Annotated in this window: 11 protein-coding genes; 2 read left to right on the top strand and 9 right to left on the bottom strand. The window is 70.9% G+C overall.

The window, feature by feature from the left end; all coding sequences use genetic code 11:
* Positions 1–67: 67 nt before the first annotated feature.
* The 4 genes from AC5RVZ_RS01540 to AC5RVZ_RS01555 are packed head-to-tail and all read right to left on the bottom strand — an operon-like array spanning position 68 to position 5,614.
* On the bottom strand, positions 68–2,218 hold the full coding sequence (locus AC5RVZ_RS01540; protein WP_494064026.1) for a beta-galactosidase: 2,151 nt from the start codon (positions 2,216–2,218) through the stop codon (positions 68–70).
* Between the two features lie 2 nt (positions 2,219–2,220).
* Positions 2,221–3,732, bottom strand: coding sequence for an apiosidase-like domain-containing protein (locus AC5RVZ_RS01545; protein WP_494064027.1), 1,512 nt, complete (start codon positions 3,730–3,732; stop codon positions 2,221–2,223).
* A gap of 27 nt (positions 3,733–3,759) precedes the next feature.
* A complete protein-coding gene (locus AC5RVZ_RS01550) occupies positions 3,760–4,764 on the bottom strand; it encodes a LacI family DNA-binding transcriptional regulator (protein ID WP_494064028.1) in 1,005 nt (334 codons plus the stop codon).
* 4 nt (positions 4,765–4,768) lie between these two features.
* Positions 4,769–5,614, bottom strand: coding sequence for an NAD-dependent epimerase/dehydratase family protein (locus AC5RVZ_RS01555; RefSeq protein WP_494064029.1), 846 nt, complete (start codon positions 5,612–5,614; stop codon positions 4,769–4,771).
* 84 nt (positions 5,615–5,698) lie between these two features.
* On the opposite strand from AC5RVZ_RS01555, the gene AC5RVZ_RS01560 reads away from it, so the two are divergent.
* Positions 5,699–8,299 carry a family 78 glycoside hydrolase catalytic domain gene (locus AC5RVZ_RS01560; RefSeq protein ID WP_494064030.1) on the top strand — a complete coding sequence of 867 codons (2,601 nt, stop codon included), beginning with the start codon at positions 5,699–5,701 and terminating at the stop codon, positions 8,297–8,299.
* A gap of 61 nt (positions 8,300–8,360) precedes the next feature.
* On the opposite strand, the gene AC5RVZ_RS01565 is transcribed toward AC5RVZ_RS01560, so the two are convergent.
* Positions 8,361–9,851 carry a carboxylesterase/lipase family protein gene (locus tag AC5RVZ_RS01565; protein WP_494064031.1) on the bottom strand — a complete coding sequence of 497 codons (1,491 nt, stop codon included), beginning with the start codon at positions 9,849–9,851 and terminating at the stop codon, positions 8,361–8,363.
* A 200-nt stretch (positions 9,852–10,051) separates the two neighbouring features.
* Here AC5RVZ_RS01565 and AC5RVZ_RS01570 point away from each other — a divergent pair, with 200 nt between their 5' ends.
* Positions 10,052–11,032 carry a sugar-binding transcriptional regulator gene (locus AC5RVZ_RS01570; RefSeq protein ID WP_494064032.1) on the top strand — a complete coding sequence of 327 codons (981 nt, stop codon included), beginning with the start codon at positions 10,052–10,054 and terminating at the stop codon, positions 11,030–11,032.
* A gap of 57 nt (positions 11,033–11,089) precedes the next feature.
* On the opposite strand, the gene AC5RVZ_RS01575 is transcribed toward AC5RVZ_RS01570, so the two are convergent.
* The 4 genes from AC5RVZ_RS01575 to AC5RVZ_RS01590 form a co-directional block, all read right to left on the bottom strand.
* A complete protein-coding gene (locus AC5RVZ_RS01575) occupies positions 11,090–11,752 on the bottom strand; it encodes an aspartate/glutamate racemase family protein (RefSeq protein WP_494064033.1) in 663 nt (220 codons plus the stop codon).
* Positions 11,753–11,756: 4 nt separating this feature from the next.
* On the bottom strand, positions 11,757–12,671 hold the full coding sequence (locus AC5RVZ_RS01580) for a carbohydrate ABC transporter permease (RefSeq protein WP_494064707.1): 915 nt from the start codon (positions 12,669–12,671) through the stop codon (positions 11,757–11,759).
* 2 nt (positions 12,672–12,673) lie between these two features.
* Positions 12,674–13,555, bottom strand: coding sequence for a carbohydrate ABC transporter permease (locus tag AC5RVZ_RS01585; RefSeq protein ID WP_494064034.1), 882 nt, complete (start codon positions 13,553–13,555; stop codon positions 12,674–12,676).
* 68 nt (positions 13,556–13,623) lie between these two features.
* The gene (locus AC5RVZ_RS01590; RefSeq protein ID WP_494064035.1) at positions 13,624–14,958 is read right to left on the bottom strand and encodes an ABC transporter substrate-binding protein; all 1,335 of its coding nucleotides are present in this window, start codon (positions 14,956–14,958) and stop codon (positions 13,624–13,626) included.
* Positions 14,959–14,995 lie beyond the last annotated feature (37 nt).

The following is a 14,995-nucleotide window of genomic DNA, read 5'->3' on the forward strand; positions in this document are numbered from 1 at the left end:
GTCGGCGGTCCAGCCGCCTCTCCCCTGCAGCCCGCGCTCCGGGGTCGCACGGCCGCGAGTCGGTCGGTCAGCCCTCGCGCCAGACCCGGACGCCCCAGGGCTCGAGGGCGACCGCTGATCCCGCATCGTGCCGGGCGTCGTCGAGGACGGATGCCACACCGCGGGTCAGCTCGACCGTCCGCGGCTCTGGCGACCAGTTGTGCACGACCCAGACCCGTCCCCGCGCGCCGACCAGCGAGTGCGCCGTCACCTCGAGAGGTCGGGCGCCGATCGGCGTGGGCGTGGCCGGTCTGCCGACGGCGTCCTCCACCACGGCGCGGAACAGGGAACGGTCCAGCAGCGTGCCCACGAACGTGATCATGCCCTCGCCGACTTCGCTGCGCGTCACGGCGGCCCACCGCCCGTAGTGCGGGTGGTCGTAGCGCAGGAGCGTCGTCGCGCTATGACCGGGCTCCAGCGCATCGACCCAGCCGTGTGCGTGGCCGGATGCTCCGCCTTCCCGCTCCGCCACGACCGGCACGGGACCGGCGAGTGCCGCGAACTCCCGGTACGCGACACCGGCCGCCGCGCCGAGAACCGCGGGCGCCACCGACGTGCGCATGCGCGCCTGATCATCCCCGTAGCCGGTGCGGGGACCGACGATGAGCCGACCGCCGCGCCGCGCGTACTCGTCGAGCACGGCGAGGGTGCGGTCGGACGCGGCGATGAGGCCCGCGACGATCAGCGCCGGGAAGCGCGCGAGCAGTTCCCCGGCTTCAGGCAGCTGGCGCTCGTTGACGTGGCCGACCTGCAGCCCCGCGTCGACGGCGGCACGCCCGAACGCCCCGACGATCCGCGCGTACGCGCCCCGGTCCGGCCCGTCGGCAGCGGCCAACGGCGGCTCGAAGGCCATCGTCCACTCGCTGTCGTGCGCGTACACGAGGCCGACGTCGGCGTCGGGTTCGGCATCCGCGACCCACTCCCCCGCCCGCGCGAACTGCCCGCCGACGCCGGCGACCTCGGCATGGATGCGACCGGGTGCGAGGTCGTGCCCCAGGATGCCGCCCCAGTGCACCTCCGCACCGGAGTGCAGCGTGTGCCAGTGCCAGTACGAGACCAGGCGTGCGCCGCGAGCGACGAGGAGCCATGCCGCCTGGGCCAGCTGACCGTCGTACGGGGGCCGCGTGAGCCACGCCGCTCCGATCGAGGCGGCGCCGGTCTCGGTCACGAGGAATCCGCCACGGGCGGCGGGCCGGTCGAAGTGCGTCGCGCGCATGCGGTCGGCCATGAGCACCAGCTGCGCCACGTCGTCGGCGTACCACTGACCGCCCGAGCCCTGGCGCGCGGCATCCAGGTGGTCCTGCGCCAGGTAGTAGGCGTTGCCGCTCGAGACATCCAGGTGCGCACCCACCGCGACGTCGTCCATCGCGGGGCGCTGGTAGGCGATGCAGGTCGTGAGCGACACGCCGTCGGCCACCAGCCCCCGCGCGATCTTCGCCTGCCAGCCGATGAACTCCGCCGTCTGCTCGGCTTGGAAGCGCCGCCACGCCAGCTCGTACGCGGGCGTGGTGTTGCCGGCGGGATGCCACAGCTCGTCCCAGTCCGAGATGCGGTGCGACCAGTACGCCAGCCCCCACTCGCGGTTGAGCGTCTCGACGTCGCCGTACCGCTCGGCGATCCAGCGACGGAACCGGGCGACGACATCGTCGTTGTGGATGAGATGCAGGCCGGCCTCGTTGTCGAGCTGCACGCCGATCACCGCGGCGTGGCGTCCGTGCCGTTCGAGCACCGCGCGGATGACCCGCTCGGCGTAGCGGCGGAACACCTCGGACGTGTAGTCGACCTCCTGACGCCCGCCCCACGGCACGGCCCGGCCGTCCCTGCGGACGACGGCGAGCTCGGGGTGCTTGCGCGCCAGCCACGGCGGCACCGCGTAGGTCGGCGTGCCGAGGATGACGTCGATGCCGTACTCACCGGCAGCATCCAGCACGGGCGTCAGCCACTCGACGTCGAACTCGCCGTCGCGCGGCTCCCACGTGGACCACACCGACTCGCCCACGCGGATCACCGAGATGCCGGCATCCTTCATCAGACGCAGGTCCGTGTGCAGCCGCCCCGCATCGGGCAGGTACTCGTTGTAGTAGGCCGCCCCCAGCCGCGGCCCACCGCGCCAGGGCGCCAGCCGGTCGACGGCTTCCCCGACGATCGGCGCGGCGCGACCCGAGCCTGGCTGAGCCACGGTCAGACCCCGACGCGGGTGATGCGCAGCGCGAGCGCCTCACCGGCGGGCAGCTCCACGGGCGCGGACTCGCGATCGTACGCGTCGTTGCGCTGCACGTCCGTGAGGGTGAACCGTCGCCCGACCGGCGTGATCGTCATGTTCCACGTGTCGACGATGTCCACTTCGAAGACGTCGCCCGGCTCCGGCCGCTCCCCCGGCACGCCGATCGGCAGGCGGAACTCCCATGTGGCAGGCGCGCTGCGGCCGAGGTACTGGACGTAGACGCGGCGCGGGTCGCCGGCGACGTAGGCGGGGTCGTCCCATTTGTCGATCGGATCCAGGCCCGGCGCGTCGATCTCCTCGAGGAAGCGCCGCAGGAACGCCAGGCGCACCGGCGACTCCCCCCGGAGCGGACCTCCCTCGACCATGTGCAGGCTGCCGCTGTCGGTCAGGAAGCTCTCGCCGTGCGAGGCGTAGCACCCGGCGACGGTGGTGACCCAGAACTGGTGCACCAGCTCATGGGCGTCCAGCTGCCCCCAGCGCTCGGGGATGTCGCCCTCGTACTTGATCTCGTCGAGCACGACGGGCTTGCCGTAGACATCCCGGTACAGGTTCGCGCGACCGAAGTCCGTGGTCACCGACCCGTTCTGGATGGAGGCATGCGTGACCCACGGCTGGTTGTTGTCGTACAGCTCGATCCAGTTGTGGATCGAACGCAGGTGGTCGTGGGGGTCGATCTCGGCGAGCAGCGTGCCCGTGCGGTCCCAGCGGTCGTCGGGGCGCTCGAGCTGGTCGAACTCGTTGCACAGCGACCACCACACGTGGGGGTAGGCCGCCAGGCGCGCGACGAGGTAGCGGAGGTAGATCGCGTCCTCCTCCTCGCTGAACTCGTTGAGCCCGAACTGTCCGCGGTCGTACGCGTTGTAGATGAGGACGTCGGCCTGGATGCCGCGCTCGCCCAGGAGCTCGACCGCCCGGTCCAGGCGCTGGAAGAACTCCGGCACCGGACGCGACACGTCCCAGCGGCCGTCGGTCTTCTCGAACGGCATCAGGTCGGGCACGTGCTCGACGTAGCCGCCGCCCTGCGGGAAGACCATGAACCGGAACTTGTTGAAGCCGGCCTCCGCGATCGCGTCGACCGTCGAGGAGAAGAGGGGCTCGTCCTGATGCAGCCAGTTGTACGCCGTCGTGCCGACCGGCCGGAACGGCGTGCCGTCGGCGTGCGCGAAGTGGAAACGATGCGCCACGCGGACGGGCCCGTGGTCTTCGCCGGGCACGACCTCGAACGACCCGGACGCTGCATCCAGCTCGATCCCGCGTCCTTCGGCACGCCACTGCCACACCCCGGTCTCCTCGGGGGCGAAGCGCGCGCGGTACGTGGTGCCGCCGTCCCAGAATCCCGGCACCGTCGTCTCGGCGCCGGCGGCGTGGCGGAAGGTCACGGTCACGGGAGCCTCGGCTCCGACGGGGAGCGCGGCATCGGCCTGGAAGGTCAGCTCGACGGGACGGTACAGCGGGCGGGACATCATCATCCTCCGGATGGTTTCGGTGTCGGTCGGTCAGGGACGGGGTCGTGTGCTCTCGCGCACAATGAGCGCCGGCGCGAAGACGCGATGAGGATCGACGAGATTCCCGTCGATCACCTCGAAGAGCAGGTCGACGGCGGTCGCACCGAAATCCTCGTGGCGAGCCCGCACACTGGTGAGCGGGATCAGGGACGCCTCGGCGAACTCGTTGTCGTCGTAGCCGACGAGGGCGACGTCGCGGGGCACCACCACGCCGCCTGAGGCGAGCGCCTGAAGGATGCCGAGCGCGAGCACGTCGTTGGCGGCGAAGATCCCGTCCGGCCGGTCGCCCGCCGGACGCGCCACCAGCTGCGCTCCGACAGCACGTCCGGCCTCGAGCGTGCGGTCCGCGACATCGATGACCTCGAGGTCCGCGCCGGCAGCTGCTGCGACCGCTCGGGCGCCGGCCAGGCGGTCGGCCACCTGCCGCACACCGCCGGGGCCCCCGACGAAGGCCGGTCGGCGGCATCCGACCTCGACGAGGTGACCCATGGCCTGCCGCCCACCCGAGACGTCGTCGATGGAAACCGAGGGCTGCGTCGGGGTGCGGGCCTCCTGGCCCACCAGCACGGAGGGCGTGCCGCGCTCCCGCATCACCGCCAGGCGGTCCTCGATCTCCTCGAAGGAGGCCACGAGCAGCCCGCGCACCTGCTGCTGCTCGTACGCCGCGAGGTAGGCATCCTCGCGGGCGCGGTCGCCATGGGAGTTCGCGAAGAACACGGTCACCCCGAGCTCCGCCGCGCGCCGCTCGACCTCATCGGCGATCTCTGCGAAGTGCGGGTTGCCGACGTCCGGCGAGAGGTAGCCGATCACGCTGCTCACGCCGAGCCGCAGCTGACGTCCTGCGCTGTTGGGGACGAACCCGATCTGCTCGATCGCCGCTCCGATGCGCTGAGCGGTCTTCACCGACACCCGGTCGGGGTGGTTCAGGTAGGTCGAGACGGTGCCGATCGCGACACCCGCATGGGCGGCGACCTCTCGGATCCCGGGGCGACTCACGACGTCAGCCCGCCACGGAACGGCGCCAGTCGTGCTCAGCGGCGAAGCCCAGGCGCTCGCGGATCTTCCGCGTGGACATGAGCGACTCGAACTCGCCGAGGTCGTCGGCCACCGGCGTGCCGGGGAACCACCGGGCGGCGAGCTCGCGCGAGGGCGCTGCCGTGCCGGACTCGGGTGCGGCGACGTTGTAGACCTCGAAACCCGGCTGGGCCGCCGCGAGTGCGAGGGCGACCGCCTGGGCGCCGTCACGGGCGTCGATCCACGACCCCAGGAGGTCGCGTCGGTAGTCCGGCTCGGCGGCGCGCTGGAACGTCGCATACTCGTCGGCCGCGACGACGTTGGTGAACCGCAGCGCCGTGATCGAGGTGTCGTCATGCCAGCGCACCAGCTGCGCGGCGATCGCCTCCTCGGCCACCTTGCCGAGCCCGTACGTGTTGTTGGCGCTCGTGTACGTCTCATCGACCGGCAGCGACGGCGGCGCTTCGTCGAACGGGAAGCCCATCGCGGTGATGCTCGAGGCCAGCACGATCGTGCGGATGCCGGCCCGGTGGGCCGCGAACAGCGCGTTGAACGAGACCGCCACGTTGTTGTGGAAGGTGGCGGCGTCGGGCACGAGACCGTTCACCGGGATCGCTGCGAGGTGCACGAGGGCATCGAGCCCGTCGTGTCGCGCGGTGACCGACAGGAAGGCATCGAGCGTCTGACCGAAGTCCGTGAGATCCACGCGGGTGAACCCGGGTCCCGGGGTTCCGGCCAGGTCGAATCCCATGACGTCATGGCCGTCCGAGCGCAGCCGCTCCACCGTGGCGCGCCCCAGCTTGCCGCCGCTGCCGGTGACCCCGATGATCATGTGCTCCTCCGTCCGCCCGGCACTTCCTCGCGCCGCGACCGTCCGGCTAAGCTTAGTTGAAACGTTTCGAATCTGGAGGAACACATGGTCGTCATCGTCGACGCCCCGCGCATCGAGCATCATCGCGAGCCTCTCGGGATCGGGGAGCCGATGCCGCGACTGTCGTGGACCGTCAGCTCGGCACCGGCCGACTGGACGCAGACCGCGTACCGCGTCGACATCGACCGTGACGGCTCGCGGCGCTCGTACGAGGTGGACGGCGGCGACCAGGTGCTCGTCCCGTGGCCCGCCGAGCCGCTGCGCTCACGCGACATCGCCACCGTGCGGGTCGCAGTGCGGGGCGCCGACGGCGCGTGGTCCGAGGCATCCGCTCCTACCACGCTCGAAGCGGGGCTGCTCGAGCCCGCGGACTGGCTGGCGCGGCCGGTGGGCGCCACGCGCAACGAGAACCCGAACACCGACGACCGTCGGCCCTCGCTGGTGCGGCGGGAGTTCGCGGTCCGCCACGGACTGGTTCGGGCGCGCCTGTACGCGACCGCACATGGCCTGTACGAGGCCGAGCTCAACGGCGAGCGCGTCGGCGACGACGCGCTCTCGCCCGGCTGGACGGTGTACGGGACCCGGCTGCGGTACTACACCTACGACGTCACCGACCTGGTGACCCCCGGCGCGAACGCGATCGGCGCCTGGCTCGGCGACGGCTGGTACCGCGGGCGGCTCGGGTGGCGCGGAGGATTCCGGAACATCTACGGGTACGACCAGTCCTTCCTCGGCCAGCTCGAGCTCACCTACGACGACGGCACACGCGAGATCGTCGCGACCGACTGGTCCTGGCGATCGGCGCCGAGCCCGATCCTGCACAGCGGGATCTACGACGGCGAGGACTACGACGCCCGCGAGGAGCTGCCCGGCTGGTCGAGCCCCGGCTTCGACGACTCCGCGTGGGAGGGCGTGCAGGAGCGGCACCGCGACCCCGCGACGCTCGTCGCGCCCACCGCTCCTCCGGTGCGTGCCACCGAGGAGCTGCGGCCGGTCGAGGTGCTCACCGGCCCCAGCGGCTCCCGCATCCTCGACTTCGGGCAGAACCTCGTCGGACGCGTCCGCATCCGCGTGAGCGGACCGGCCGGCGCCACCGTGACCCTGCGCACGGCCGAGGTGATGCAGGACGGGGAGATCTACACCCGTCCACTGCGCGCCGCTCGCTCGACCGACAACTACACGCTCGCCGGCCGTGGCATCGAGGAGTGGGAGCCGCGCTTCACCTTCCACGGGTTCCGCTACGTCGAGGTGTCCGGCTGGCCCGGCGACCTCGACGCCGACGCAGCGGCGGGCGCACTCGTCGCGCGGGTCTACCACACCGACCTCGAGCGCACCGGCTGGTTCGAGTGCTCCGACCCGGCGCTGAACCGGCTGCATCAGAACGTCGTGTGGGGCATGCGCGGCAACTTCGTCGACATCCCTACCGACTGCCCGCAGCGCGACGAGCGCATCGGCTGGACCGGCGACATCCAGGTGTTCGGCCCCACCGCGTCCACGCTCTACGACGTCTCGGGCATGCTGTCAGGCTGGCTGCGGGATGTGGCGATCGAGCAGCTGCCCGACGGCACGGTGCCCTGGTACGTGCCGGTGATCCCCGCGGTCGACAAGTGGACGCCGATGCGTCCGGGAGCCGCCTGGGGCGACGTCGCGACGCTCCTGCCGTGGACGCTGTACGACCGTTTCGGCGACCTCGGGGTGCTGCGCGCGCAGTTCGACAGCGCGCGGCGCTGGGTGGACCTGCTCGAGCGGCTCTCGGGGCCCTCGCGCCTGTGGAACACCGGCTTCCAGCTCGGCGACTGGCTCGACCCCGCGGCCCCTCCGGAGGACCCGGCCGACGCCCGCACCGACCGGTACCTCGTGGCGACCGCGTACTTCGCCAAGTCGGCCCGCACCGTCGCCCGCATGGCCGAGGCGCTCGGCCTCGAGCCCGAGCAGGTGCACTACGACACCCTCGCCGACGAGATCGTGGCGGCGTTCACGGCAGAGTATGTGCACGAGGACGGCACGATGACCAGCGACGCGCAGACGGCGTACGCGCTGGCGCTGCAGTTCGACCTCATCACGGATGCCGCCAAGCGCGATGCCGCGGCATCCCGTCTGGCGCAGCTGGTGCACGAGGCGGGCAACCGCATCGCCACCGGCTTCGTCGGCACGCCGCTCGTGTCGGACGCGCTGAGCGCCAACGGGCACGTCTCCACGGCGTACGACCTGATCCTCGAGCGCGAGTGCCCGTCGTGGCTGTATCAGGTCGAGCAGGGGGCCACGACCGTGTGGGAGCGGTGGGACTCGCTGCTGCCGGACGGCACCGTCAACCCCGGGCAGATGACGTCGTTCAACCACTACGCGCTGGGCGCGGTCGCGGACTGGATGCACCGGGTGATCGCCGGCCTGGCGCCGGCAGAGCCCGGGTACCGCCGCATCCGCTTCGCTCCGCGGCCCGGCGGCGGCCTGACCTCCGCGTCGGCGCGCCAGCTCACGCCGTACGGCGAGGCATCCATCGCGTGGCGCCTCGAGGACGGCGCCCTCCACGTGGAGGTGATCGTGCCCGTCGGCGCCGAAGCCGTGCTCGACCTCGAGGGCGCACCCGAGGAGCGCCTCGGCTCGGGGACGCACAGCCGCCGCGTGTCCGTCGCCGTGCCGGTCTGACGCCGGCGCGAGAGGCGGTGCGCGCGGTCGTCCCCGCGCTCTGGCAAGCCGTGTGCGCGGGTCAGAGCAGCGCGCGCACGGAGGCGTAGCCGTCCCCGATGACATCCGGAGCGGACGCCTCGCCGCCGAACACGCGCGTCGGCCGCCGCTCGGCGGACCACCGCGGCCACCCGGGATCGCCGTCGCGGATGAGCCCCACCGCCGCGCCGTGCACGGCGGTCGCGAGCCGGCGCGGGGGTGCGTCCCCGGCGATCGCAGGCACGTGAGGCTCGTCGAGGCAGTCGAACAGGAACGGCACGTCGAGGCAGTGCAGCGCCCACCCGCGCGTCGGGGACGGCCACGAGAAACGGTAGACCCACGTGGCGGCATCGGCGCGCGCGTCCGCCACGCGCATCACCGTGGAGCGGAAGATCACGTCCGTCGCGTAGCGCCCCAGGAAGGCGGCGTTGCCCTTGCGCAGCTGCGGGCGGTTGTCCGCGACATAGGCGCGGCGACGCTCTCGGTCCATGCCCAGTCGTGCCAGCGCCAAACTCACCGGCACGAAGCGCAGCGTGCCGCGCTCGCGCTCGGTGGCCATGGTGAATTCGTCGTCGGTGGTGCCGAGCACGAGCGGCTTGTCCGAGCCGACGCCGGCGGCGAGCGAATCGACCGTGTGCCGTGGGATCAGGTCGCCGTCGATCATCGGCCCCCACGACAGACCCTGCTCCAGCAGCGCCGCGACGATCGCGACCGGATCCTTCGAGTCCGGCTCACCCGCCCTCCGCTGCAGCGCATGCAGCCTCTCCTCGGGCACCGAGGCGAAGCCCTCCCTCGTCGGTGCGACTCCGGCCAGGCGGGCGAGCTTCGCCGACGCCGTGCGGGCGCGCTCCGGCGACACGTCCCCGAGCGCGCTGGATGCCGCCCATGCCGAGTGGAAGAGGTGCTGGGCCGCCGGCATCCCCAGCAGCGTCAGCACGGCCCCGCCCCCGGCGGATTGCCCGCCGATCGTGACGCGTTCCGGATCGCCGCCGAACCCGGCGATGTTCTCGCGCACCCATGCGAGCGCCGCGAGCCAGTCCCGCGCGCCGCGATTGGACGGGGCGCCGGGGATGTGACCGAATCCGTCGAAGCCCAGGCGGTAGGAGATCGTGACGGTGACGACGCCGTCCCGATTGAACGACCGCCCGTCGTACCAGGGGCTGGCGGGCGAGCCCGAGATGTAGCCGCCGCCATGGATCCACACCAGCACCGGGAGCCGGGCGGGCTCGCCCGGAGCCGGCGTGAAGACGTTGACGTTGAGGGTCGACTCCCCGGGGACGCTGGGCTCGGGGATGAGGGTGATCCCCTGATCGCCGCGCTGCGCGGTGGCCCCGAACCGGGTCGCGTCGCGCACTCCGTCCCACGGTATGGGCGGGACAGGGGCGGCGTAGCGGAGCTCACCGACCGGCGGCTGGGCGAACGGGATCCCGAGGAACGCCGCCGAGGCGCGCCTCGTCCCTGGCTCCCCTCGCCAGACGCCCCGGACCCGGCCGGCTCGGGTGGACACGACAGGCGGTTCGGGCGGCACGGTCATTGGCGTCCTCCACGGTGGCGAGGCAGGTCGATGTGCGACGCGCCCGGCCGTACCGACACGCCGAGGCCGCGCCGAGCCCAGTCTGGCGCATCCGGCTCCGGGAGATTCGACCGGAGAAGGAGTGGCCGGGCGGCGCAAAAGTGAATATCCTTTCGTTAGCGAATCCGGATACAGGATGCGGATCGCCCGATCGGAGAACCGTGTCGCCGAACCGCTACCCCCGGCCCGCCGACGGCCAGGTCCGGCTGCTCACCAAGGTCGCCCGGATGTACCACGAGCGGGGCGTGCGACAGGCAGACATCGCTTCCGCGCTCAATATCTCACAGGCGAAGGTCTCCCGTCTGCTCAAGCGCGCGGAGTCCTTGGGCATCGTTCGGACGATCGTGACGGTGGCACCCGGCGTCTACGCCGAGCTCGAGGAGCAGCTCGAGGAGCGGTACGGGCTCGCCGAAGCGGTCGTCGTGGACGTCGACCCGGATGCCGACGAGGAGGAGCTCCTCGCCTCGGTGGGCGCCGGCGCGGCCGCGTATCTCGAGGCGACGCTGTCGGGCTCGGATCGGATCGGCGTCTCGTCGTGGAGCCAGACCGTGCTGGCGATGGTCGATCGGATGCGCCCCTTCACGGTGCGCGGTGCGACCGAGGTCGTCCAGCTTCTCGGGGGCGTGGGGGCGCCCGAGGCGCAGAGCCACTCGAACCGCATCCTGGGCGAACTCGCGAGGATCCTCGGCGCGGAGCCGGTCTACGTGCAGGCACCCGGTGTGGTCGCCGACCCTGCCGTTCGCGACAGCCTGCTGCACGACCCGTCGATGCAGGAGGTGACGCGGCACTGGAACGAGCTCACGATGGCCCTCGTCGGGATCGGCAGCATCGAGCCGTCGGACGTGCTCGCCACCAGCGGCAACGCCTTCGCACCCGACGACCGCGCGACGCTGCTCGCCCAGGGCGCGGTCGGAGACATCTGCCACCGCATCTTCCGCGCTGACGGCACGCTCGTGCGCGGCGAGGTGGACGACCGCATCATCGCGATCCCGGTCGAGAACCTCATGCGCATCCCGCGCCGGGTCGGCATCGCCGGCGGCGCGCGCAAGCTCGAGGCCATCCACGGGGCTCTTGCTGGCGGATGGGTGACCACGCTCGTCACCGACCTGCGGTCGGCCGAGGAGCTCGCCGGCCGGGCCTGAACCCTCGCTCGGAGGCGTTCGCTCTCGCTCGAGACGGAACGCTGACGACCGGAGGCGTCAGAGAGCGGCGACGGCCTCGCTCAGGCGACGGATGCCGGGCTCCAGGCTGGTCAGCACCGGGACGTCGACGTGGGCGGCCTCGGCCGCGGACGCCATCGAGGCCTGGGCGAGCACGACCACATCGGCGTCGACGGCGACGCGCTCGATCGCGGCCGCCACGAGCCGGTCGTGCTCGGCGCGGTCACCACCCGAGACGGCGGCGAACGCTCCTTCGATCACCTCGCTGGCGAACTCCGGCGACCGCCCGGCGAGGTCGGCACGCTCGCGGAGCAGCCCGAGGGTCGGCGTGAGCGTGGTCGGCAGGGTTGCGAGCACCGCGATCCGGTCGCCGGCCTGCACGGCGGCATCGGCCATCGCCTCGTCGATGCGCAGCACCGGGATGCCGACGGCCTCGCCGACCGGCGCCGCGAGGTGCGAGATCGAGGAGCACGTGAGCATCACGACGTCGGCGCCGGCGCTCTTCGCGGCGCTGACGAGGTCGGTGAGCCGCTCGGGAACGGATGCCGCGCGCTCGGGATCGCCCAGATCCGCGACGATCTTGTCGTCGAGGTAGTTGACCGTGCTCGTTCCCGCGAGGTGCTCGCGGGCGAGGTCGGTCACCGGCGGGATGACGACGGCGCCGGTGTGAACGAAGGCGATGCGCGCGGTGGGGGACGTCATGGGATCAGCCTTTCAGAGCGCCGCCGGCCATGCCGGCCATGATCTTCTTGTTCAGCGTCAGGAAGACGATGAGCAGCACCACGATGTTGATGCTCACGGCGGCGAACAGCGGTCCGTACTGCGTCGAGCCGTACTCGTCGCTCAGGCTCAGCAGGCCCACCTGGATGGTCGCCAGCTGCGGACGCGTGGTGAACGTCAGCGCGATGAGCAGATCGTTCCAGACGCTGAAGAACTGCACGAGCCCGACGGTCAGGATCGCGTTCTTCATCATCGGCATCCCGATCACGAAGAACGATCGCAGGGGGCTCGACCCGTCGACCGTGGCGGCCTCGAAGATCTCGCGCGGCACGGACCGGAAGTACGTCGCCATGAGGAACGTCGTCAGCGGCAGGCCCATCACGGTGTAGGTGATGACGAGCGGCAGCAGGGAGTCGGTGATCCCGAGCCGGAAGTAGACGATGAACAGCGGCACCAGGATCATCTGTCCCGGCACCATGATGCCGGCGAGGATGTACAGCAGCGTGCCGTTGCGGCCCTTCCAGATCATCACCTCGAGCGCGTACCCGGCGGCGACGCCGATGAACACGATGAGCAGCACCGACGGGATCGTCACGATGATGCTGTTGAGGTAGTTCTGCCCGACGTTGCCGTTGGTGAGCGCGGTGATGTAGTTGTCGAACTGCCAGGTCTCCGGCAGCGACAGCGCGGGGTTCGAGAGGAACTCCGACTGCGTCTTGAAGGACCCCAGCACCATCCACACCTGCGGGTAGAGCACCACCACCAGCAGGATCGTCACGACGATCCACACCGGGATGCGGCGCACCAGCCGCAGCGCCTTGCGGCGGGCGCGGCTCGGCGCGGGCTTGCGATGCGTCGGCGTGGCGACGGTCGCGGGGGCTTCGAAGTCGGTGAGGGTCATCGTCACACCTCCGCCTTGCGGCGAGACGAGCGGAAGATCGCCAGCGTGAACACCAGGCACAGCATTGTCAGCACGAGCGCGATCGTCGAGCCGTAGCCGTACTCGGCGTACTCGAACGCCGTGCGGTACATGTACAGGGTGAGCGGCGCGGTCGACGTTCCGGGTTGGCCGTTGTTCAGCGCGAGCAGGCTGTCGAAGACCTTGAGCGTGGCGTTGAGGCTGAAGATGATCGACGACAGCAGGATCGGCAGCGACAGCGGCAGCACGATGTGGCGCACGAGCTTCAGGCCGTTGGCGCCGTCCAGACGCGCGGACTCGATGACCTCCTCCGGGATGTCGAGCAGTCCCGCGTACAGCAGGACGGCATAGAAGCCCATCGAGCCCCACAGCGTCATGACGATCGCGGTCGCCATCGTGCCGGCCGTCGAGGCGAGCACTTCGACGCTGTCGCCTCCGAAGAAGTTGATGATGTCGTTGACCGGCCCCTGGTTGTCACCGACGGCGACGAAGCTCTTGAACAGCAGCGCCACGGCGACGGTGGGCAGGATGGCGGGGAAGAACACGATCGTGCGCAGGAACGACGAGCCCTTGCGCAGCACGAAGACGTACAGCAGCGCCAGACCGTAGCCGAGCGCCACCTGCCCGATCGTGGCGACGATCGCGAAGAAGACGCTCACCCACATCGACTGCAGTGCCGCGCTGTCGGTGAAGAACGTGGTGAAGTTGTCGAACCCGACCCATTCGAAGCCCCGCAGCGTGTTGCCCTCGAAGAACGACAGCCCGAACGACCAGGCGACCGGTACGACCTTGAGGAGCGTGTAGAGCAGGAGCGCCGGGGCGAGCAGGATGAAGATCGTCTTGCGATCCCCGAAGATCGAGTTCATCTCCGAACTGCTTTCTGTGGAGGCGCCGGCTCCCCGAGGCTAGCCCCCGGGAAGCCGGCGCAGCGGCATCAGCTGTTGGCGTCGATGCTCGCCTGGAGTTCGGCCATGTAGTCCTCGGCGCTCATCTGCCCCGTGGTGAGCAGCGTCGCGTTGGTGGAGGCCAGGGAGTTGCTCTTCGGGTCGAACAGCGCCTCGAACCACAGCACCGTCTCGTCGATCCCGGCGATGCGCTCCTGGATCTCGGCGGTGTTCTCCGAGATGTCGGTGACCTCACCGTTGACCTTGAAGCCCGAGATCACGCCGGCGTCCTGCAGAGCCTGCTGACCGTAGTTCTCGGCGATGCAGCTGACCCAGTCCACGACCTTCGGCCCGAACTGCTTCGCGTTGATGATCATCGGAGCGCCCGCGTTGGCGGGGTACTGGTCGATGCTGCCCTCGCCGCCCTCGACGGCCGGGAACGGCATGAAGCCGATGTTCTCGCCGCCGATCTGGTTGCGCTCGGGGTCGTTGATCGCACTCAGCAGCCACGTGCCGTCGTAGGTCATGGCGGCCTGGCCGGTCAGGAACATGTTCGACGAGGTGTCGCCGTCGCGCGTCGAGAAGCCCTCGCCGAAGTATCCGGCCTCGGCGAAGTCGGCGAGCGCCTGCGCACCGGCCACGTACTCGGGATCGGTGAGCTTGGCCTCACCGTCGCGGATGGCCGCCATGGCATCCGGGCCGACGTTGCGGAAGATGTACATGCCCATGATGCGGGTGAGCGGCCAGCCGTTGGCGCCGGCCTCGGTCATCGGCACGACACCGGCGTCCTGCAGCGTCGCCGCAGCGTCCACCAGCTCGTCCCAGGTCTGCGGCTCCTCGATGCCGTTGTCGGCGAAGAGCTGCTTGTTGTAGAAGATGCCCTCGATGTTGTACTGGTACGGCAGCGAGACGAAGCCGCCGTAGACCTGCTCGACGGTGGAAGCGGCGGCGGGGAGGATGTTCTCCCACGCGCCGGACTCCTCCAGAGCCGCCTTGAGGTCGCCGACGAGGCCGGCCTTGCCGAGGTCGCCGTCGGGGCGGATGAGCGCCGTGCCCGCGATGGTGTGCGTCGGCATGGCGTCCTGGCTCGCGAGCAGCGTGATCTTCTGGACGGTGTCGGCCTGCGCCACCTTCTGGTGCTCGATCGGGAGAGCCTCGTTCTCGGCCTCGCACGCGCCGGCTGCGAGGGCATCCAGCTGCTCTTCGAGTACGGGGTTCTCGTTCGCCGTCATCACGGTGAAGGCATCCGGGTCGGTGCCACCGGCACCGCCGTCGCCCGAGGGCGCGGCGCCTCCGCCGCTGGCGCAGGCGGCCAGCGGCATCACGGCAGCCAGGGTCAGGCCCAGCGCCGCAAAGGTGCGGCGACGGGTGCTGCTGGTGTTCATAGCGTCCTCCTTGACGAACGGCCATGCGGGTGAAGGG

The organism is Arthrobacter sp. Cza30 (assembly GCF_059090765.1).